The organism is Streptomyces sp. NPDC030183, assembly GCF_055573455.1.
The window spans coordinates 169,697-189,532 of the sequence record NZ_JBVIBK010000015.1; the positions used below are offsets into that span (position 1 = coordinate 169,697).

At 72.4% G+C, this 19,836-nt stretch carries 16 protein-coding genes; 8 read left to right on the forward strand and 8 right to left on the reverse strand.

What is annotated here, in order from left to right:
• Positions 1 to 142 precede the first annotated feature (142 nt).
• Both ACZ4Z2_RS19875 and ACZ4Z2_RS19880 read left to right on the forward strand, forming a co-directional pair.
• Entirely contained in the window at positions 143 to 946 is an 804-nt protein-coding gene (locus tag ACZ4Z2_RS19875) for an NUDIX hydrolase (RefSeq protein ID WP_468077716.1), read from the forward strand.
• A gap of 117 nt (positions 947 to 1,063) precedes the next feature.
• Positions 1,064 to 2,263 carry a MarP family serine protease gene (locus ACZ4Z2_RS19880; protein ID WP_468077720.1) on the forward strand — a complete coding sequence of 400 codons (1,200 nt, stop codon included), beginning with the start codon at positions 1,064 to 1,066 and terminating at the stop codon, positions 2,261 to 2,263.
• Between the two features lie 79 nt (positions 2,264 to 2,342).
• Here ACZ4Z2_RS19880 and ACZ4Z2_RS19885 read toward each other — a convergent pair whose 3' ends face one another.
• The 6 genes from ACZ4Z2_RS19885 to ACZ4Z2_RS19910 form a co-directional block, all read right to left on the reverse strand.
• On the reverse strand, positions 2,343 to 2,534 hold the full coding sequence (locus tag ACZ4Z2_RS19885; RefSeq protein ID WP_468077722.1) for a hypothetical protein: 192 nt from the start codon (positions 2,532 to 2,534) through the stop codon (positions 2,343 to 2,345).
• 159 nt (positions 2,535 to 2,693) lie between these two features.
• Positions 2,694 to 3,650, reverse strand: coding sequence for an alpha/beta fold hydrolase (locus ACZ4Z2_RS19890; protein WP_468077724.1), 957 nt, complete (start codon positions 3,648 to 3,650; stop codon positions 2,694 to 2,696).
• The gene (locus tag ACZ4Z2_RS19895; RefSeq protein ID WP_055521650.1) at positions 3,647 to 4,126 is read right to left on the reverse strand and encodes a phage holin family protein; all 480 of its coding nucleotides are present in this window, start codon (positions 4,124 to 4,126) and stop codon (positions 3,647 to 3,649) included. Before ACZ4Z2_RS19895 ends, ACZ4Z2_RS19890 begins: the two co-directional genes overlap by 4 nt.
• Positions 4,127 to 4,236: 110 nt before the next feature.
• On the reverse strand, positions 4,237 to 5,640 hold the full coding sequence (nhaA, locus tag ACZ4Z2_RS19900) for a Na+/H+ antiporter NhaA (protein ID WP_468077802.1): 1,404 nt from the start codon (positions 5,638 to 5,640) through the stop codon (positions 4,237 to 4,239).
• 216 nt (positions 5,641 to 5,856) lie between these two features.
• Positions 5,857 to 7,812, reverse strand: coding sequence for an acetate--CoA ligase (acs, locus tag ACZ4Z2_RS19905; protein WP_468077726.1), 1,956 nt, complete (start codon positions 7,810 to 7,812; stop codon positions 5,857 to 5,859).
• A 171-nt stretch (positions 7,813 to 7,983) separates the two neighbouring features.
• Positions 7,984 to 10,356, reverse strand: a complete 2,373-nt coding sequence (locus ACZ4Z2_RS19910; protein WP_468077728.1) for a SulP family inorganic anion transporter — start codon at positions 10,354 to 10,356, stop codon at positions 7,984 to 7,986.
• Positions 10,357 to 10,649: 293 nt separating this feature from the next.
• Here ACZ4Z2_RS19910 and ACZ4Z2_RS19915 point away from each other — a divergent pair, with 293 nt between their 5' ends.
• Entirely contained in the window at positions 10,650 to 11,975 is a 1,326-nt protein-coding gene (locus tag ACZ4Z2_RS19915) for a polysaccharide deacetylase family protein (protein ID WP_468077729.1), read from the forward strand.
• A gap of 69 nt (positions 11,976 to 12,044) precedes the next feature.
• On the opposite strand, the gene ACZ4Z2_RS19920 is transcribed toward ACZ4Z2_RS19915, so the two are convergent.
• The gene (locus ACZ4Z2_RS19920; RefSeq protein ID WP_468077731.1) at positions 12,045 to 13,025 is read right to left on the reverse strand and encodes an ATP-binding protein; all 981 of its coding nucleotides are present in this window, start codon (positions 13,023 to 13,025) and stop codon (positions 12,045 to 12,047) included.
• A 99-nt stretch (positions 13,026 to 13,124) separates the two neighbouring features.
• On the opposite strand from ACZ4Z2_RS19920, the gene ACZ4Z2_RS19925 reads away from it, so the two are divergent.
• The gene (locus ACZ4Z2_RS19925; protein WP_468077733.1) at positions 13,125 to 13,958 is read left to right on the forward strand and encodes a Fic family protein; all 834 of its coding nucleotides are present in this window, start codon (positions 13,125 to 13,127) and stop codon (positions 13,956 to 13,958) included.
• Between the two features lie 344 nt (positions 13,959 to 14,302).
• Here ACZ4Z2_RS19925 and ACZ4Z2_RS19930 read toward each other — a convergent pair whose 3' ends face one another.
• A complete protein-coding gene (locus ACZ4Z2_RS19930) occupies positions 14,303 to 15,127 on the reverse strand; it encodes an HAD family hydrolase (RefSeq protein WP_468077734.1) in 825 nt (274 codons plus the stop codon).
• Between the two features lie 609 nt (positions 15,128 to 15,736).
• On the opposite strand from ACZ4Z2_RS19930, the gene ssd reads away from it, so the two are divergent.
• The 4 genes from ssd (at position 15,737) to ACZ4Z2_RS19950 (ending at position 19,784) form a co-directional block, all read left to right on the forward strand.
• Positions 15,737 to 16,831, forward strand: a complete 1,095-nt coding sequence (ssd, locus tag ACZ4Z2_RS19935; protein ID WP_468077736.1) for a septum site-determining protein Ssd — start codon at positions 15,737 to 15,739, stop codon at positions 16,829 to 16,831.
• A gap of 121 nt (positions 16,832 to 16,952) precedes the next feature.
• Complete coding sequence (locus ACZ4Z2_RS19940; RefSeq protein ID WP_468077738.1) at positions 16,953 to 18,155, forward strand: TadA family conjugal transfer-associated ATPase; 1,203 nt, start codon at positions 16,953 to 16,955, stop codon at positions 18,153 to 18,155.
• 19 nt (positions 18,156 to 18,174) lie between these two features.
• A complete protein-coding gene (locus tag ACZ4Z2_RS19945) occupies positions 18,175 to 18,993 on the forward strand; it encodes a type II secretion system F family protein (protein ID WP_468077804.1) in 819 nt (272 codons plus the stop codon).
• The gene (locus ACZ4Z2_RS19950) at positions 18,990 to 19,784 is read left to right on the forward strand and encodes a type II secretion system F family protein (protein ID WP_468077740.1); all 795 of its coding nucleotides are present in this window, start codon (positions 18,990 to 18,992) and stop codon (positions 19,782 to 19,784) included. The genes ACZ4Z2_RS19945 and ACZ4Z2_RS19950 overlap by 4 nt, the downstream gene beginning before the upstream one ends.
• Positions 19,785 to 19,836 lie beyond the last annotated feature (52 nt).

Below are 19,836 nucleotides of genomic sequence, written 5' to 3' on the forward strand. Positions count from 1 at the left end.
CGGCCCCGGGCCACCCACACGAGGGACTCTCGCCCGCAGCGGAACGATCAGTCGGCCTCCGGGCGTTGGCACGGGAAGAACGACGGGGGTGGCTATGACGCGCGCGAGTCGGACGGACGGCGGTACGCACACGGACACGAGCATGGACACGCACAGGGACGCGGGCAGGCACAGGGACGCGGACAGGCACAGGGACGCGGACAGGCACAGGGACGCGGGCACGGGCATGGGCGCCGACGCGCAGGTGGGGCGCCCCGCGGTGGCCGGGCACCCCGCCGCGCCCCCGCGCCTGGACAAGACGGGCTTGCCGTCATGGCTGGACCCGGTCGTCCGCGCCGCCGAGACCGTCCAGCCGCTCCAGCTGAGCCGCTTCCTGCCCCCGGAGAACGGCTCGGGGCGGCAGTCGGCGGTCCTCATCCTGTTCGGCGAGGGCGACCGGGGCCCCGAGCTGCTGCTCATGGAGCGCGCCGGCTCCCTCAGGTCGCACGCCGGACAGCCGTCGTTCCCGGGCGGCGCCCTCGACCCCGAGGACGGCGACCCGCAGACCGACGGCCCGCTGCGGGCCGCGCTCCGCGAGGCCGAGGAGGAGACCGGCCTCGACCCGCGCGGCGTCCAGCTCTTCGGTGTGCTGCCCAAGCTGTACATCCCGGTGAGCGGCTTCGTCGTGACCCCGGTGCTGGGCTGGTGGCGCGAGCCGAGCCCGGTCCGCGTCGTCGATCCGAACGAGACGGCACGCGTCTTCACCGTTCCCGTGGCCGATCTCACGGATCCCGCCCATCGCGCCACCACCGTCCACCCCAGCGGCCACCGAGGTCCGGCATTTCTGGTCGAATCGGCACTCGTGTGGGGTTTCACGGCAGGCGTCATCGACCGCCTGCTGCACTACTCGGGCTGGGAGCGCCCCTGGGACCGGGGGAAGCAGGTCCCGCTCGACTGGCGCTCATGACAGGGTGTCTGCGTGCCGCGTCTCGTGGGAAGCGTCGAGTCCCCGGTCGCCGCGCGGCGGACCGCATCCCGGGCCGACCTGTAGTGATCGCGAAGTGACGAGGCGAGGCTTGAAGCGGTGAACGTGCTGGACATCCTGTTGCTGGTCGCCGCCGTCTGGTTCGCGATCGTCGGCTTCCGCCAGGGCTTCGTCGTCGGCATCCTGTCGGTGATCGGTTTCCTGGGCGGCGGCCTCGTCGCCGTCTACACCCTCCCGGTCATCTGGGACTGGATGACCGACAACTCCGAGGTCAGCACGGCGGCCGCCGTCGTCGCGGTGGTCGTCGTGATCGTCTGCGCCTCCGTCGGCCAGGCCCTCACCACCCACCTCGGCAACAAACTGCGCCGGTACATCACCTGGTCCCCGGCCCGCGCGCTGGACGCCACCGGCGGCGCCCTCGTCAACGTGGTGGCGATGCTCCTGGTCGCCTGGCTGATCGGCTCCGCGCTCGCGGGGACGACGCTGCCCACGCTCGGCAAGGAGGTCCGCAACTCCAAGGTGCTGCAGGGCGTGGCCCGGGCCCTGCCCAACCAGGCGGACACCTGGTTCGCGGACTTCTCCTCGGTCCTCGCGCAGAACGGCTTCCCACAGGTCTTCAGCCCGTTCGCCAACGAGCAGATCACCGACGTCCAGCCCCCCGACCCCGCGCTCGCGAGCAGTCCCGTCGCCCAACGCGCCAAGCGGTCCATCGTCAAGGTGATGGGCACCGCCGAAAGTTGCGGCAAGGTCCTCGAGGGCACCGGCTTCGTCTTCGACGAGCGCCGCGTGATGACCAACGCGCACGTGGTCGGCGGCGTCGACGAACCCACCGTCCAGATAGGGGGCGAGGGCCGCAAGTACGACGCCAAGGTCGTCCTCTACGACTGGGAGCGCGACATCGCCGTCCTGGACGTGCCGGGCCTGAAGGCGCCGGTGCTGCGGTTCACCGCCGACGACGCCGCCAGCGGTGACGACGCCATCGTCGCCGGCTTCCCGGAGAACGGCGCGTACGACGTCCGCCCCGCGCGCGTGCGCGGTCGCATCACGGCCAACGGCCCCGACATCTACCACCGCGGCACGGTCCGCCGTGACGTCTACTCGTTGTACGCGACCGTCCGCCAGGGCAACTCCGGCGGGCCGCTGCTCACGCCCGAAGGCAGGGTGTACGGCGTGGTCTTCGCGAAGTCACTCGACGACCCCAACACCGGCTACGCGCTCACCGCGGACGAGGTCAAGGAGGACATCGTCAAGGGGAGAACGGCCAACCAGCAGGTGGACAGCGACAGCTGTGCGCTCTGAGGCCGAACCGGACGGGGCGACCACGCCCCCGCTCACGGACGAGGGCCGCGCGGCCCTCCACGCATGACGCTCCCGCGCCTCAGGGGCGGGGGTGGCGCAGGCGGGCCGAGACCCAGCGGGCCCGGCGGCGCAGGATGAGCGGAATGCCCAGCCGGGGGTCCGCGTCCGGGTCCGTGCCCGGCACCTGAGGGGCGCCCCGCTGGTGGGAGCTCAGGCCCGCGGCCGAGCGGCGGTTGCGTGCTGCGTCACTGTAGTCGTGCGTCCAGCCCATACCCCGACGTGTGCCCCCGCCCCAAGGTCAGTAACCTCCCCCACGCCCCCCAATTGGCCTATGCGCCGGGCAAGTGGCTGTGCGGGGAACGCGTGTTCCCGGCCGGGCTGTCGGCAGCAGCTCAGGGTCGCGGTCACCGGTCGGGATCCCCGGTCGGAATCACCGGTCGGGCTCGGGGTCCTTCAGCCAGTTGATCAGCTCCGACGAGAACGCCACCGGGTCCTCCTCGTGCGGGAAGTGCCCCAGCCCGTCGAACAGCCGCCACCGGTACGGGGCTTCGACGTACTCCCCGGAACCCGCCGCGCTGCGCGTCCGCATCACCGGGTCGAGTGAACCGTGCAGATGGAGCGTCGGCACACGCACCGGCCGCTTCATCCGCCGGTTGAACTGGATGCCGTCGGGGCGGGCGAGGGAGCGCACCATCCACCGGTACGGCTCGATCGAGCAGTGCGCCGTCGACGGGATGCAGATCGCCCGCCGGTACGCGTCCACGGCCTCGTCGTCGGGCAGCCGCGGCCCCGACCACTCCCGGATCAGCCGGCCCACCAGGGCGCCGTCGTCCGCGGTCAGCTGCCGCTCGGGGATCCAGGGCCGCTGGAACCCCCAGATGTACGACCCGGCGGCGGTCTGCTTCACGTCCGACAGCATCGCCGAGCGCCAGCGCCGCGGGTGCGGCATCGAGGAGACCGCGAGCCGCCGTACGAGCTTGGGCCGCATCACGGCCGCCGTCCACGCCAGATAGCCGCCGAGATCGTGGCCGACCAGCGCGGCGTCGGGCTCGCCGAGGGACCGGACGACGCCCGTGATGTCCAGGGCGAGGTTGGCCGGGTCGTAGCCGCGGGGCGTACGGTCGCTGCCGCCGACCCCGCGCAGGTCCATGGCGACGGCGCGGAATCCGGCGTCGGCGAGCGCGACCAGCTGGTGCCGCCAGGTCCACCAGAACTGCGGGAAGCCGTGCAGCAGCATCACCAGCGGCCCGTCGCCGAGTTCGGCGATGTGGAAGCGGGCGCCGTTGGCGGCCACGTCCCGGTGGATCACCTCTTTCGCGCCGGGCACATCGAGTCGTACGACCGAGGCGGGCTGGCCGGAGGCGGCTGAGGGGGCGGGGTCCGTCATGAGGTCGAGCGTGCCACAGCCTCGACGCCGCCGTCGGTCCGGGCGGGCCGGCGAGGGTGCGGCTTGGCGTTCTGCAGCACTCCGGCGGTCTGCTTCATGGACGCGGCGACCTTCTGCGGGCCCTGCCCCTTCTTGGCCTTCTTGGAGAAGGCGACACCGATGAGGGCCAGGACGACGGCGACCACGACGTTCGCCGCGAACGACAGCAGGAAGCAGATCGCCAGGTTCCAGTCGCTCCAGGTGCGGATGCCGTACGCCAGGGCGAAACTGAGCATCGGCAGGGAGAAGATCAGTACCGCTCCTGCCGCGGTGAACGCCCCGCCGCCGACCAGACCGCGCTTGACGTCCTGCCTGAGCTGGGCCTTCGCCAGCGCGATCTCGTCGTGCACCAGTGCGGACATCTCGGCCGTCGCCGAGGCGAACAGCTGGCCGACACTGCGTTCGGCACCGACCGGGCTGCCGTCGGGTGCGCTCATCGGGGTCTCCCTCATATGCGTCCGGAAGCGCCCCCGCCGTGCACGGGCCTCGACTCGGAGGCCGTCGTACGGTGCCGGGGGCGCCCTGCGTTTTGTACGGTCCTGTCAGATCATGCCGGACCGTCGTCCCCGTCGCCTGCCCCGCCCGCCACTTCGGCAAGCCTGCGGTGCTCGGCGGCCTTGCGTTCGTGGATCTCGGCCATGCGCAGGTGGTACGCCGGGTCGCCCTCCTCGTAGATGTCGGGGATGCCGTCCTGGTCCTCGTCGCGGTGCTCGGCGGCCCACAGCGCCTGGTACTTGGCGTTGCGCAGCTTCAACAGGACGGTCGCCAGGAGCGCCGCGATGAGCGACCCCGTGAGCACCGCCGCCTTGACGCCGTCGGTGAGCGCCGGGTCGCTCTCGAAGGCGAGTTCGCCGATGAGCAGCGACACGGTGAAGCCGATCCCGGCGAGGGACGCGACGGCGGCGACGTCCGGCCACACCAGGTCCTCGGAGAGGGAGGCCCGGGTGAAGCGGGCGGTCAGCCAGGTCCCGCCGAAGATCCCGACCGCCTTGCCGACGACCAGCCCGAGCACCACGCCGAGCGTCTCCGGCTGGGTGAACACCTTCCCCAGGGCGCCGCCCGACACGGCGACACCCGCGCTGAACAGGGCGAACAGAGGTACCGCCAGTCCCGCCGAGAGGGGGCGCACGAGGTGCTCGATGCGCTCGCCGGGGGAGTGCTCCTCACCCTCGCGCCGGGTGCAGCGCAGCATGAGGCCCATCGCGACACCGGCGATCGTGGCGTGGACGCCGCTGTTGTACATCAGCCCCCAGATGACGAGGGCGAGCGGAACGTACACGTACCACCCGCGCACCCCCTTCCTCAGCAGCAGCCAGAAGACGACGAGACCGGCGAAGGCGCCGCCGAGCGCGGCGAAGTCGAGGCCGCCGGTGAAGAAGACCGCGATGATCAGGATCGCGAAGAGGTCGTCGACGACGGCGAGGGTGAGCAGGAACGCGCGCAGCGCGGAGGGCAGCGAGGTCCCGATGACGGCCAGCACGGCGAGCGCGAACGCGATGTCGGTGGCCGTGGGCACGGCCCAGCCGGCGAGTGAGCCGCCGCCGGTGAGGTTGGTGAGCGTGTAGACGAGCGCCGGTACGGCCATCCCGCACAGGGCGGCGACGACGGGCAGGACGGCCGCCTTGGGGTCCCGGAGGTCACCGGCGACCAGCTCGCGCTTGAGTTCGATGCCGGCGACGAAGAAGAAGACCGCGAGGAGTCCGTCGGCCGCCCAGTGCTCGACGGAGAGGTTCAGCCCGAGGGCCTCGGGCCCGAAGTGGAAGTCGCTGACGCTCTCGTAACTGTTGTGCAGGGCGGGGACGTTCGCCCAGATCAGCGCGGTGACGGCGGCGAGGAGCAGCAGTACGCCGCCGACGGTCTCCGTGCGCAGCGCGTCCGCGACGAAGGTCCGCTCGGGCAGGGAGAGCCGGTCGAGGACCTTCCGGGCGGGGGTGGGGCGGGGTGCGGCCACGGCGGGGACCTCCGGGTCGAGGGCAGGACGGAACACTCGCCGACCAGACTTCCCGGCACACCTGATTGCTTAGTCTACCTAAGGGCACCGCTGGGGGTACCCCGCGCGCTGATCACCGGGCGCCCCTTCATGGATGTACCCCATCGTCGGCCTTCACACGGGCGGCGGCCACCCGGCCACCGCCCGTGTGCGTGTTCAGCCCCGATGGACGCGACCTCAGTCCTCGCTGGGCGCCGCCGGCAGCTTGGTCTGGATGAGGTCCATGACCGTGGAGTCCGTGAGCGTCGTGACGTCACCGAGCTGGCGGTTCTCCGCCACGTCCCGCAGCAGGCGCCGCATGATCTTGCCGGAGCGGGTCTTCGGCAGCTCCGCCACCGGCAGGATCCGCTTGGGCTTGGCGATCGGGCCGAGGGTCGCGCCGACGTGGTCGCGCAGCTCGCCGACAAGGGTCTCGGTCTCGGCCGCCGTGCCGCGCAGGATGACGAAGGCGACGATGGCCTGCCCGGTGGTCTCGTCGGCGGCGCCGACCACGGCCGCCTCCGCGACGGACGGGTGCGAGACGAGCGCCGACTCCACCTCCGTGGTGGAGATGTTGTGGCCCGAGACCAGCATCACGTCGTCCACGCGGCCGAGGAGCCAGATGTCCCCGTCGTCGTCCTTCTTCGCCCCGTCACCGGCGAAGTACTTGCCCTCGAACCGCGACCAGTACGTGTCGAGGAACCGCTGGTCGTCGCCCCAGATCGTGCGCAGCATCGACGGCCACGGCTCGGTGAGCACCAGGTAGCCGCCACCGCCGTCGGGCACCTCGTTCGCCTCGTCGTCGACGACGGTCGCGGAGATGCCCGGCAGCGGCCGCTGCGCGGAGCCCGGCTTGGTCTCGGTGACGCCCGGCAGCGGGGAGATCATCATCGCGCCGGTCTCGGTCTGCCACCAGGTGTCCACGATGGGCGTCCGGTCGGCGCCGATGTGCTTGCGGTACCAGATCCACGCCTCGGGGTTGATCGGCTCGCCCACCGAGCCCAGCACCCGCAGGCTGCTGAGGTCGAACTTCGCGGGGATGTCGTCGCCCCACTTCATGAACGTGCGGATGGCCGTGGGCGCCGTGTACAGGATCGTCACCCCGTACTTCTGCACGATCTCCCAGAACCGCCCCTGGTGCGGGGTGTCGGGCGTGCCCTCGTACATGACCTGGCTCGCGCCGTTCGCCAGCGGGCCGTAGACGATGTACGAGTGGCCGGTGACCCAGCCGACGTCGGCCGTGCACCAGTACACGTCCGTCTCCGGCTTGAGGTCGAAGACCGCGTGGTGCGTGTACGCCGTCTGGGTGAGGTAGCCGCCGGAGGTGTGCAGGATGCCCTTCGGCTTACCGGTGGTGCCCGACGTGTACAGGATGAACAGCGGGTGCTCGGCCCCGAACGCCTGAGGGGTGTGCTCGGCGGACTGCCGGTCCACGATGTCGTGCCACCACACGTCCCGGCCGTCGGTCCAGGCGACGTCCTGCCCGGTGCGGCGGACGACGAGGACGTGCTCGATGGTGCCCGCCTTGGCGACCGCGTCGTCCACGGCCGGTTTGAGCGCGGAGGGCTTGCCGCGGCGGTAGCCGCCGTCGGCGGTGATGACCACCTTGGCGTCGGCGTCCTGGATCCGGGTCGCGAGCGCGTCCGCGGAGAAGCCGCCGAAGACGACGGAGTGCGCGGCGCCGATGCGGGCGCACGCGAGCATCGCCACGGCCGTCTCCGGGATCATCGGCATGTAGACGGCGACCCGGTCACCTGCCTGAACTCCCAGCTCCAGCAGGGCGTTCGCCGCCTTGCTCACCTCGTTTTTGAGCTCGGCGTAGGTGATGGCCCGGCTGTCCCCGGGCTCGCCCTCGAAGTGGATGGCGACCCGGTCTCCGTGGCCGGCCTCGACATGGCGGTCGACGCAGTTGTACGCGACGTTGAGTTCGCCGTCCTTGAACCACTTGGCGAACGGCGGGTTCGACCAGTCCAGGGTCTCGGTCGGCTCCTTGGCCCAGCTCAGCCGCCGGGCCTGAGCCGCCCAGAAACCGAGCCTGTCAGCCTTGGCCTGTTCGTACGCCTCTGCCGTGACGTTGGCGTTCGCGGCCAGGTCAGCGGGCGGCGCGAAGCGTCGCTCCTCCTTCAAGAGGTTGGCCAGGCTTTCGTTGCTCACGACATCTCCCTTGCGGTGCTTTGCCGGGGCGACCGTTGTGTCCCAGGCCACAGCTCATCAGACCCGGACCCCCGCTGACAAGGGCCTTCCTGTGATTGGTTTAGACCTGTCGGCGGGTGGCCCCAACGGTCATGGGGCCACCCGTTGTCACGGACCGGCGAGGGGATCGGTTCACGCGCGCGTGTCGTGCAGAACCGTCCCCATCGGCCCCGTCGCCCCCGCGGTGGCCGCCACCCGGTCGAAGACGCCGCTGTCCGGGCCCTCCTCCGTGAGCAGATACGCCTGGGCCTCGCCCACGTGGAAGTACATCCCGTGCAGTTCGAGCGTGCCCTCGCGCAGGGCCCGTTCGACGCACTCGTGCGCCCGAAGATGCGTCAGCTGCTGGATGACGTTCGTCAGGCACAGCTGCTCGACCGCGTCGGCCGGCTCGCGTCCCGCGATACGGGCCCAGGGCCGGAGCTCGTCGGTGGCGCGCTCCAGACTGGGCAGGCCGTGCCGCAGCCAGCGCTTGAGCGGTGTCTGGGAGCCCTGCGGATCGGTGGTGAGCAGCGCCTGCATCGCGCCGCAGCCGGAGTGTCCGCAGACGGTGATGGACCGGACCTTCAGCACCTCCACCGCGTACTCGATGGCCGCCGCCACCGAGTCGTCGCCGCTCTCCTCGCCCGGCAGGGGCACCAGATTGCCGACATTGCGCACGACGAAGAGGTCACCGGGACCGCTGGAGGTGATCATCGAGGTGACGAGCCGGGAGTCGGCGCAGGTGAGGAAGAGCTGCGAGGGCTGCTGGCCCTCCCGCGCGAGCCGCGCCAGCTCTCGGCGGACCAGGGGAGCGGTGTTGGTCTGGAACGCGCTGATGCCGCGGGCCAGTTGATGAGTGCTCGGCCCCTCGGACGTCTGCTCGGCCGGACCGCCGACCGGGACGGGAGCCGGGGCCGCGCACTGGTGGTTGCGCCATGCCGTCCAGGGCCGGCAGCGGCAGCCGGCCGCGGAGGTGCCCGCGGGTTCGGCGATCCGCGTCCCGGCGCGTCCGGTGATCTCCACCGAACCGCCACGCGCGCGATGCGCGTGCTGCCAGTCCTGCAGCGACTCGTACGCCGCGTGGTCCATGAACGACCCGTCCAGCTCCACCACCGTGTCGGCACCCTGCGGTACCTGGTGCAGCGCACGGCTGAGGCGGGGCACGGCGAGGAACGTCAACTGCCCCCGGACGTGGACATGGTGGACGTTGTCCTTCTCCTCGTGGGTGATACGGGTGCGGGTGAGGCGGTGCAGGGCGACGCCGACGGCCACGGCGATGCCGAGCGCGACGCCTTCCAGAACGCCGAGGAGGACGACGCCGATGGTGGTGCCCGCGTAGACCAGGACCTCGCGGTGTCGGGTGACCGTGCGGATGTGGTGCAGGGACACCATCTGGATCCCGACGGCCATCACCAGCGCGGCGAGCGACGCCAGGGGGATCAGCTCCAGCGCGGGGACCAGGAACAGTGCGGCCGCGACCACCCACACGCCGTGCAGCATCGTGGAGTTGCGGCTGACGGCGCCGGCTCGGACGTTGGCCGTGCTGCGGACGGCGACACCGGCGATGGGCAGGCCGCCGAGGGCTCCGGAGATGACGTTGGCCGCGCCCTGGCCGCGCAGCTCACGGTCGAGGTCGGAGCGGCGTACGTCGGTCCGGCCGGCCGCCAGCTTGTCCATGGCGACGGCTCCGAGGAGCGACTGCACGCTGCACACGAGTGTCGTGGTGAGGACGGCGGCGACCAGGCCGAGCACCGGGCCTTCGGGCAGCCCGGCCAGGGCGTGGCTGCGCCAGGAGGGCAGCTCGACCTTGGGCAGGCTGAGCCCGGCGAGCGCGGCCACGGCCGTGGCACCCGCGACCGCGACGAGGGCGGCCGGGACGCTGCGCAGCCGCCGGCCCACGGGCCCGGGGAGCCGGGGCCAGGCGAGCAGCAGGGCGAGGGTGAGCACGCTCATGGAGACGGCGGCGGGATGCAGGTGCGCCAACTGGGCGGGCAGCGCGCCGATGTTGTCGAGGACGGCGCTCTGCGGGGTGCCGCCGAGCACGATGTGCAGCTGGGCCACGGCGATGGTGACACCGATGCCGGCGAGCATGCCGTGCACGATCGCGGGGCTCACGGCGAGCGCCGAGCGCGCCACGCGCAGCTGGGCGAGGCCGAGTTGGGAGGCCCCGGCGAGCACGGTGACGGCGCAGGTCGTGCGCCAGCCGTACTGGTGGATGAGGTCCGCGGTGACGACGGTCAGTCCCGCGGCCGGGCCGCTGACCTGGAGCGGTGAGCCGCCGAGGCGTCCGGCGACCAGGCCCCCGACCGCGGCGGCGACGAGGCCGGCCTGGAGCGGTGCGCCGGTGGCCAGGGCGATGCCCAGGGACAGGGGGAGGGCGATCAGGAAGACCGCGATGGAGGCGGACACATCGGCGCCCGCGACGCGGAACCGGCGGGGTCGCTCGGGCGGGCTGTGCGGTTGGTGGTCGGACTCCGCCCGATCCGGGCTGGAGTCGGGGGCGTGGGTGGGGACGCAGGCGGACATGGTTCCCGTCTCCTCCGGGGCTGCGCGGTCGCGGATCAGGTGGTCCCCCGCTCTGTGACGGGGGTCGGGTCGCGGCCGTGGGTCACGGCGTACAGCGGCGGGATTTCTCAACGCTCAGTAAATGAATCGTAATGCAGAGTAAAGGTCATGCAAGGACATTAGCGGCAAATGGGTTATCAGATCACCCAGGAGGATGAATCATGCATTTCTTCGGCTTGTCACATTAATTTGGTCGGCACTCTGTGTGATCTTGGCCCCTCTGCCCCTGAGCAAAGGAAGAAGGTGGGCGGAAGATGGCCGTCACCCAGAGGATCGCCGTCGGCGTGACCCTCGCCGCGACCTGCGCCGCGGCTCTCGCCGGCTGTGGCGCCGGCGACACGGACACCGCCGGCTCGGCCGGCGCGAACAACACCGGGAAGGAGGGGGTGCGGGGCGCGCGCGGCGGCAAGGAGGCGGCGCCCCGAGCGGAGGAGGGCGCGCCCGCCCCGCCCAAGGCCGCGGTCCGCCTCATCGGCGACGGGTCCACCGCGTACACCGGCACGCAGCCGCATCTGCCCAGGCCCGAACGGCTGAAGCCCGGTCAGAAGCCCCCGCAGTTCGTGGTCTTCTCCTGGGACGGCGCCGGCGAGGACAGCCAGCGGCTCTTCTCGCACTTCCGCGAGGTGGCCCGCGCCAACAACGCGACCATGACCTACTTCCTGAGCGGCGTGTACATGCTCCCGGAGGAGAAACGGGATCTCTACCGACCGCCGCAGCACTCACCGGGCCGCTCCGACATCGGCTTCAACGACGTCCGCGGAATCAAGGACACCGTGGAGCAACTGCGGGGCGCCTGGCTGGAGGGCAACGAGATCGGCACGCACTTCAACGGCCACTTCTGCGGCAAGGGCGGCGGGGTCGGAGAGTGGTCGGTCGAGGACTGGAAGAGCGAGATCGCGCAGGCCAAGGCGTTCGTGAAGGCATGGAAGACCAATACGGGCACCGGCAAGGCGGAACCGCTCCCCTTCGACTACGACAAGGAGCTGATCGGCGCCCGCACCCCCTGCCTGGAGGGCCAGGCCAACTTCATGCGGGCCGCCCGCGAACTCGGCTTCCGCTACGACACCAGCGGTGTCCGCGACCAGGTCTGGCCCGAGAAGAAGGACGGCCTGTGGGACCTGTCGATGCAGCTGGTCCCGATGCCCGGCCGTGCCTTCGAGACCCTGACCATGGACTACAACTTCTACGTCAACCAGTCCGGTGCCCGCGCGGGCAGCGAGGCCAAGAGGCAGTACTGGGGCGACCAGTTCCGGGACGGACTGCTCGCCGGCTTCGAACGCGCCTACGCGGGTAACCGAGCGCCGCTGATCATCGGCAACCACTTCGAGTCCTGGAACGGCGGCGTCTACATGCGCGCCGTCGAGGAGACGATCAAGACCGTCTGCGGCAAGCCGGACGTGCGCTGCGTCTCGTTCCGGCAGCTCGCCGACTGGCTCGACGCCCAGGACCCGCAGGTCCTGGACAAGCTGCGCACCCTCGGTGTCGGCCGCTCCCCCAAGGAGGGCTGGGAGGCGTTCCTGTCCGGTGGGCCGGCCCCGGCCCCCAAGGGGGTCCCGGGCGCCCCGGCGGCTCAGCCGTAGAAGAGGGCGGACCGTGAGGCGAAGCCGAAGGAGTAGGGCGTACGGGGTGCGCGCCCGGAGATGAGCGGGTCAGACCGTGGCCGCGAGCCGCTCGCCGAGGACGAAGTCGGGGTCGATCTGGGACGCCAGGTCGGCCCCGGTCCGCTCGTTGCCCCAACCGCCGGCGTTCTTCAGATGGAAGTGCACCATCTGACGGGTGTAGCGCTCCCAGTCGCGCCGCTCGTACATGGCGTCCGCCGCCTCGTGCAAGGCGTACAGCGCGCGGCGGTTGGACTCCTCCAGGTGCTCGAAGCGGGGCGGACGGCCCTTCTCCAGGGCGCGCACCCAGTCCGAGTGCCCGACGGTGACCAGCAGGTCGTCCCCGACCTCAGCACGGAGGAAGTCCAGGTCCTCCGGGCCGTGCACCTTGTTGCCGATGACCTTCAGGGCGACGCCGTAGTCACTGGCGTACTCCTTGTACTGCCGGTAGACGGAGACCCCCCTCCGGGTCGGCTCGGCGACGAGGAACGTCATGTCGAAGCGGGTGAACATGCCGGACGCGAAGGAGTCCGAACCGGCCGTCATGTCGACCACCACGTACTCGTCGCGGCCGTCCACCAGGTGGTTCAGGAACAGCTCCACCGCTCCCGTCTTGGAGTGGTAGCAGGCGACCCCCAGGTCGGCGTCGGTGAAGGGGCCGGTGACCATCAAACGGATGGCCCCGCCGTCGAGTTCCACCGGCCGGGCGCAGGCGTCGTAGATCGGGTTGGGGTCGCAGATCCGCACCAGCCGGGAGCCCTCGCCGGGCGGCGTCGTCTTGATCATCGTCTCGGCGGAGGCGATCCGCGGGTTGGAGCCGCGGAGGTGGTTCTTGATCAGCGACAGCCGCTCGCCCATCGCCGGAAGTTCCGCCGACTCCGACTCGTCGAGCCCGAGAGCGGCCCCCAGATGCTGGTTGATGTCCGCGTCGATGGCGACGACCGGGGCTCCGGAGGCGGCGAGATGGCGGATGAACAGGGAGGACAGCGTGGTCTTGCCACTTCCGCCCTTCCCGACGAAAGCAATTTTCATGTTCACCAACGGTAGTCGGATGATCGCCCAGGGTGGGCCGGCCGAGGGGAAGACCACTCCTTCGAGGGGTCGGCGGCCGGGGCGCGTAGGGTCGTACTCATGAGTACGACAGGTGCGAGCGCCGATCCGCTCGCGGCCCTCGCCGAGCTTCCCGGCGTGGCCGAGTCCGTGGAGTCCGTGCGCAAGGCCGTGGACCGGGTCTACGGCCACCGTGTCATGCGGCGGCGCAGCAACGAGATCACCTCCGAGGCCGCCCTGCGCGGCGCGCGTGGCTCGGCCGCGCTCTCCTGCGCCGACTGGGCGCTCGAAGAGGTGCGCCGACGAACCGACTTCAGCGGGCAGGGCGGCGACGACGAGGCGCGCACCGTGGGCGCGGCCCTGCGTCTGACCGCCGAAGCCGGCCAGCTGCTGTCCATCTGGCGGCAGTCACCGCTGCGGGTGCTGGCCCGGCTGCACCTGGTGGCGGCGGGTGAGGACCACGCGCGCGTGGGGCGTCCCCGGCAGGACGGCGAACCCGTCGACGAGCCCCTCGTCGAGCTGCCGCTGCCGGGCGCGGCCGAGGTCTCCGGCCGTCTCGACGGCCTTGCCGAGCTGATCATCCGGGGTAGTGCGGCACCCGCCCTGGTCACGGCGGCCGTCGTGCAGGGCGAGCTGCTCGCCCTGCGGCCCTTCGGCTTCCACAACGGCCTGGTCGCCCGCGCGGCCGAGCGGATCGTCCTGGTCGGCAGCGGTCTCGACCCCAAGTCGGTCTGCCCTGCGGAGGTCGGCCACGCGGAACTCGGCCGCGCCGCCTACCTCGCCGCCCTGGACGGCTATGTCTCCGGCACCCCGGAGGGGATGGCCGCCTGGATCGCCCACTGCGGCCGGGCCGTCGAACTGGGTGCGCGCGAGTCGACGGCGGTGTGTGAGGCACTGCAGCGCGGAGCGGCGTAGAGACCCCCGAAAAGAGTTGCGGCGGTACGAGAATTCGTACCGCCGCTGGCATGTCCACCGGGTTACCAAGCGTCCTCGATATGTGCCCATCAGGTCGGGAACTTCGCCCGTCACCTGGTGCGGCTGGCCCGTAATCGACGGGTCGACGTCGCGTGGGTGCCCAGTGTTCATGCTAGGTCCGTGGGGCCAAATGAGTTATTAAAGGTGATCCTCTCGGACGTCCTTTGGTCTCGCGGGCCTTGAATCCTTTCTACTCCAGGACCGGAGCAAGTGGAACCCCTCGATGCGCTTCTTTACTTTTGCATTCAATGAGGGTGAATCGGCCCTGGTCACCCCGGGTCCGGTCAGGCGGTCGCCACCCGGCGCCGGCTCGCGTACCAGACGAGGCCTGCGGTGGCCGCCGCCGCTCCTATGGCGGCCACCGCGAGCAGGGCGGGCCGGGGCCGGACGGCGAGTCGCTGCTTCAGCCGCACGGGGCGGTGGAAGTCGAGAATCGGCCACCCGCGCGCGAGAGCCTCCCTGCGGAGCGTCCGGTCCGGGTTGACCGCGTGCGGGTGCCCCACCGCCTCCAGCATCGGCAGGTCCGTCGCCGAGTCGCTGTACGCGTAGCAGTGCGCCAGGTCGTACTCCTCGGACTCGGCGAGCTCCCGGATCGCCTCGGCCTTGGTCGGGCCGTACGCGTAGTACTCCACCTCACCGGTGAAGCAGCCGTCCTCGCCGACGACCATCCGGGTCGCCACCACGCGGTCCGCGCCGAGCAACTCGCCGATCGGTTCGACGACCTCGGCGCCGGACGTCGAGACGATCACGACGTCCCGTCCGGCGGTGTGGTGCTCCTCGATCAGGGAGGCGGCCTCGTCGTAGATGATCGGGTCGATCAGGTCGTGAAGGGTCTCGGCGACTATGTCCTTCACCTGTTGGACGTTCCAGCCCCGGCACAGCGCGGAGAGATACTTCCGCATCCGCTCCATCTGGTCGTGGTCGGCGCCGCCCGCGAGGAACACGAACTGGGTGTATGCCGTCCGCAGGGCGGCCCTGCGGTTGATCAGGCCGCCTTGGTAGAACGACTTGCTGAACGTGAGCGCGCTCGACTTCGCAATGACCGTCTTGTCCAGGTCAAAGAACGCCGCTGTGCGGGGCAAGGAGTGGTTTTCCACGGGGCTGAGCATATGCGCCCGCCATTCGGGCTAGTGTGGGGCGCGTGGGTTTGCCTGAGAGGGCTCTCGGGTACACCATGGAAGTCACGGATCGTTCGCGACCGTGCTAACCCGGCCCGACTCCTCCCCCCCCCGAGTCGGCCGTGGGGACGACCCCCGCTCTCCCCCCCGGCGGGGGTCGTCGCATGTCCGGATGCATTTTCCCCTCCCCTTCCCGCCCGTGAGGCCGTCCCGTGCCCTCGCGGGCATTTCTGTGTACCCCCAGAGGAATCGTCACGGTGTGTAGCCGTCACGCTGCGCTGCGAGGCCCGCACGGGCATCGTCTGTTCGGGTGACGGCGATATTCACAACGGTCGAGCTGTCCACAGTTTTCGACCAAGATCCACACGATTTCCGGGATCGCTGCACCGTGATTCCAGCGCGTCCCGACGGCGGCGAGTTCCTGGCCGGTTCCGTTTCTCGGACGTCTTCGGCCGGTTTCCGCCGACCGCCCATTCGGCGGCCGGCGGCCGGCACTTCACACAGGACTTGAACAGGGCGTCCGGACACGGGCGGGCGGCCGGGGAGCGCCGAGGGGCGGCCCGGGCGCCGCGCGGGACGCAGCGAAGGGGGCTGGAGATCATGGCGGGAGCCATCACCGACGACCGGCGGTCCGCCGCCGAGGGGCGGCCCGGCAGGCCGTTGATCGTCACCGAGGACGTGGACCTGCTGGACGACCTGCTGCGCCTGTGCGCGGCCGCCGGCGCCCGAGCCGAGGTCCACCACGGAGTGCCGGAAGGCAGAGACCGCTGGGAGGCGGCGCCGCTCGTGCTCGTCGGCGACGACGCGGCGCGCCGACTGCGGGGGGCCGTCCGCCGCCGTGGGGTCGTGCTCGTCGGCAAGGACCAGGACGACTCCGGGGTCTGGCAGCGCGCGGTGGAGATCGGCGCGGACCACGTGCTGATGCTGCCCGACGGCGAACAGTGGCTCGTCGACCGCATCGCCGACGTCGCCGAAGGAGTCGGCAGGCCCGCCCTCACCGTCGGTGTGATCGGGGGACGCGGCGGCGCCGGGGCGTCCACCCTGGCCTGCGCGCTCGCCGTTACCTCGGCCCGGCAGGGCAGGCGCACGCTCCTCGTGGACGCCGATCCGCTCGGCGGCGGGCTCGACGTACTCCTCGGCGGAGAGAGCGCCGAGGGACTGCGCTGGCCCGCGTTCGCCGCCTCGCGCGGCCGGGTCGGCGGTGGCGCCCTGGAGGAGTCCCTCCCCGAACTGCACTCCTTGCGGGTCCTCAGCTGGGACCGGGGCGACGCCGTCGCCATCCCGCCCCAGGCCGTGCGCGCGGTCCTGGCCGCCGGCCGACGGCGCGGCGGGGCGGTCGTCGTCGATCTGCCGCGCCGCATCGACGAGGGCGTCGCCGAGGCCCTCGCCCAGATCGACATCGGTCTGCTGGTGGTCCCTGCCGAGCTGCGCGCCGTCGCGGCGGCCTCCCGGGTCGCCTCCGCCTTCGGCATGGTCCTGCGGGACCTCCGCGTGGCGGTCCGGGGCCCGTACGCGCCGGGCCTCGGCGACCAGGACATCGCCCGCCTCCTCGCTCTCCCGCTCGCCGGTGAGATCCCCACCGAGCCGGGCCTCCACGAGGGCGCGAAACCGCCGGGAGGCATCCCCCGCGCACCCCTCGCCCGCTTCTGCGAGGGCTTCTGGAATCGGGTGGCCGTGGGGAGTGAGGCGGTGTGAACGGGGGCGCGCGGTGTGAGGGGTGCGTAGTGCCGGGTGCCGGGCGGTGGTGCGCGGCCTTGGGGCTCCGGGGCCGCGGGTGCGGGACGGCGTGGGTCGGGGGTGAGGGCTGGTGAGGGCGATGGCGGATGACGGGGTCCTGGACGACGACGGGCTGCTGGACGGTGTGCGCCGGTGGCTCGTCGAGAGCGGGGCCGAGCCGACGCCGGCCCGGGTGGCACAGGCGCTCCGGGAGCGGGGCAGGGTGCTGGGGGACGCCGAGGTGCTCGGAGCGGCCGAGCGGTTGCGATCGGAGCTGGTGGGGAGCGGGCCGCTGGAGCCGTTGCTCGCCGACCCGTCGGTCACCGATGTGCTGGTGTCGGCGCCCGACCGGGTGTGGGTGGACCGCGGCGGCGGCCTGGAGCTGACCGGGATCTCCTTCCCCGACGCGGCTGCCGTACGGCGGCTCGCGCAGCGCCTGGCGGCCGTCGCCGGACGCCGCCTCGACGACGCCCGACCGTGGGTCGACGCGCGGCTTCCCGACGGCACCCGGCTCCACGCGGTCCTGCCACCGGTGGCCGTCGGCTCTACTTGCCTGTCGCTGCGAGTCGTCCGGCCACGGGCGTTCACGCTCGACGAACTGGCGGCGGCGGGCACGGTACCGCCGGGCGGTGACCGGGTGCTGCGGGCACTGATCCGCTCCCGGCTGTCGTACGTCATCAGCGGCGGCACGGGCACCGGCAAGACAACCCTGCTGAGCGCCCTGCTCGGCCTGGTCGACCCCGGGGAGCGGATCGTGCTCGCCGAGGACTCGGCGGAGCTGCGGCCCGACCATCCCCACGTGGTGCGGCTGGAGGGCAGACCGGCCAACCAGGAGGGCGTCGGCCTCGTCGAACTCCAGGACCTGGTGCGCCAGGCGTTGCGGATGCGCCCCGATCGGCTGGTCGTCGGGGAGGTCCGCGGCCCTGAGGTGGTGTCACTGCTGGCCGCCCTGAACACGGGCCACGAGGGCGGCTGCGGCACCCTCCACGCCAACGCGGCCGGACAGGTGCCCGCCCGGCTGGAGGCGCTCGGTACGGCCGCGGGGCTCGACCGGGCGGCGCTGCACAGCCAGTTGGCGGCCGCGCTGTCGGTGGTCCTGCACCTGGTGCGGGACCGGGGCGGGCGGCGCCGGATCGCCGAGGTGCATGTGCTGGAGCGCGACGCGTCGGGGCTGGTGGTGACGGTGCCCGCGCTGCGCTGGAGCGCGGAGGCGTTCGTGTACGAGCGGGGCTGGGAGCGGCTGCGGGGGCTGCTCCGGGGCGAAGTGCCGGAAGGAGGTGGGTCCTTTGGCGGGGCTCGGTGAGGCGTCGGCAGGGGCGGCCATGGTGTGTGCCGGGGCGGCGGCCTGGATGGTGGGCGGCGGCCGGGACAGCGTCGCTCGACGGGCCGGGTCCCTGCTGGCCGGGGGCGGGGCGATCGGGCCGCCGCCCTGGCAGCGGGTGGTCGGCCGGGTGCGGCGGCTCGGGTTCGAGTGGTGGGCGCCGGTGGCGGGTCTGCTGCTCGCGTTGCTGGGGGCCTCGGTGCTGCCGCTCCTCGCGGGGGCGGCCGGGGTGCCGCTGCTGCGGCGCGTGCGCCGGGCGGCGCAGGAGCGCCGGGCCCGGGAGCGGCGCGGGGAAGCGGTGGTCGCGCTGTGCGCGGCGCTCGCCGGGGAGGTGCGGGCCGGGCGGCAGCCGGGGCAGGCGCTGCTGCGGGCCGCGCGTGACTCGGGCGGCCTGGGCGAGGCGCAGGCGGTGGTGCTGGCGGCGGCCCGGTTCGGCGGGGACGTGCCGGGTGCGCTCGCCGACGCGGCACGGCAGCCGGGCGCCGACGGACTGCTGGGGCTCGCCGCGTGCTGGCGGGTGGCCGTCGACCGGGGCGCGGGCCTCGCCGCCGGGCTCGACCGCCTGGAGGGTGCCCTGCGCGCCGAGCGCGACCAACGGGCCGACCTGCGCGCCCAGTTGGCCGGCTCCCGCTCGACGGCGGTGATGCTCGCCGGGCTCCCGGTGCTGGGCCTGCTGCTGGGCACCGCCCTCGGCGCCGACCCGCTGCACGTGGTGCTGCACAGCGCGGCAGGGCTGGGCTGCCTGGTGGTCGGGGCGGTGCTGGAGGGCGCCGGCCTGTGGTGGGCGCTCCGGATCGTACGGGGAGCGGAGGCGGCATGACCGAGGAAGCTGTCCACAGACTGGGGGTGGCCCTGTGCGTCCTCGTGGGCCTGTGGTGGTCGGCCCGGTCGCTGGCCGCCGCACGAAGCCGACGGCGGCTGCGCGCCCGGCTGGGCGTGGTCCTGGCCCTGGCCGCCGCTCCGCCCCGACGGCCCCTTACCCCGCAGGGCGCCGTGCGGCGGTGGCTGCCGGTCGCCAGCGCGGTGTGCGCCGGGTGGGTGCTGATGGGCGGCCTCCTGGGGCTGGCGCTGGGGCTCGCTGCCGGTACGGGGGTCTGGCAGTGGCTCCGGCGGACCCGGAACACGGAGGGCACGTCGACGGAGGCGTTCGACGCGGCGGAGGCGGCCCGGCAACTGCCCCTCGCCGCCGATCTGCTGGCGGCCTGCATCGCGGCCGGGGCGAGCCCTGTCGTGGCCGCACAGGCCGTCGGTGAGGCCCTGGGCGGGCCGGTGGGGGAGCGGCTGGCCAGAGGCGCGGCCGAGGCCCGTCTCGGGGGCGAGCCTGCCGACGCGTGGCACGCGTTGGCCGTCCTCCCCGGGGCGGGACCGCTGGCCCGCCTTCTGGAACGGGCCGACCAGGCCGGTGTACCGGCCGCCGCCCCGGTCGCCCGTCTCGCCGCCGAGGCCCGCGCCGACTGGGGCCGCGCCGCGACGGAACGGGCCCGCCGAGCCGCCGTGATGGTCACCGCCCCGGTGGGCCTGTGCTTCCTGCCCGCCTTCATCGCGGTGGGAGTGCTGCCGGTGGTCATCGGCCTGGCGGACGGGTTGTTGGGAGGAGGTGGTGGGCGATGACCGACTGAGACGACTACCGATCTACGACCGATCTTGACCGATCTAGGACCGA

What these genes read in the sequence shown, in the direction of transcription:
- ACZ4Z2_RS19940 (WP_468077738.1), top strand. Translation starts at nt 16,953, where the DNA reads ATGGCGGATGACGGGGTCCTGGACGACGACGGGCTGCTGGACGGTGTG.
- ACZ4Z2_RS19920 (WP_468077731.1), bottom strand. Translation starts at nt 13,025, where the DNA reads ATGAAAATTGCTTTCGTCGGGAAGGGCGGAAGTGGCAAGACCACGCTG.
- ACZ4Z2_RS19890 (WP_468077724.1), bottom strand. Translation starts at nt 3,650, where the DNA reads ATGACGGACCCCGCCCCCTCAGCCGCCTCCGGCCAGCCCGCCTCGGTC.
- ACZ4Z2_RS19950 (WP_468077740.1), top strand. Translation starts at nt 18,990, where the DNA reads ATGACCGAGGAAGCTGTCCACAGACTGGGGGTGGCCCTGTGCGTCCTC.
- ACZ4Z2_RS19930 (WP_468077734.1), bottom strand. Translation starts at nt 15,127, where the DNA reads ATGCTCAGCCCCGTGGAAAACCACTCCTTGCCCCGCACAGCGGCGTTC.
- ACZ4Z2_RS19915 (WP_468077729.1), top strand. Translation starts at nt 10,650, where the DNA reads ATGGCCGTCACCCAGAGGATCGCCGTCGGCGTGACCCTCGCCGCGACC.
- ACZ4Z2_RS19925 (WP_468077733.1), top strand. Translation starts at nt 13,125, where the DNA reads ATGAGTACGACAGGTGCGAGCGCCGATCCGCTCGCGGCCCTCGCCGAG.
- ACZ4Z2_RS19895 (WP_055521650.1), bottom strand. Translation starts at nt 4,126, where the DNA reads ATGAGCGCACCCGACGGCAGCCCGGTCGGTGCCGAACGCAGTGTCGGC.
- ssd (WP_468077736.1), top strand. Translation starts at nt 15,737, where the DNA reads ATGGCGGGAGCCATCACCGACGACCGGCGGTCCGCCGCCGAGGGGCGG.
- ACZ4Z2_RS19885 (WP_468077722.1), bottom strand. Translation starts at nt 2,534, where the DNA reads ATGGGCTGGACGCACGACTACAGTGACGCAGCACGCAACCGCCGCTCG.
- ACZ4Z2_RS19945 (WP_468077804.1), top strand. Translation starts at nt 18,175, where the DNA reads ATGGTGTGTGCCGGGGCGGCGGCCTGGATGGTGGGCGGCGGCCGGGAC.
- ACZ4Z2_RS19910 (WP_468077728.1), bottom strand. Translation starts at nt 10,356, where the DNA reads ATGTCCGCCTGCGTCCCCACCCACGCCCCCGACTCCAGCCCGGATCGG.
- ACZ4Z2_RS19875 (WP_468077716.1), top strand. Translation starts at nt 143, where the DNA reads ATGGACACGCACAGGGACGCGGGCAGGCACAGGGACGCGGACAGGCAC.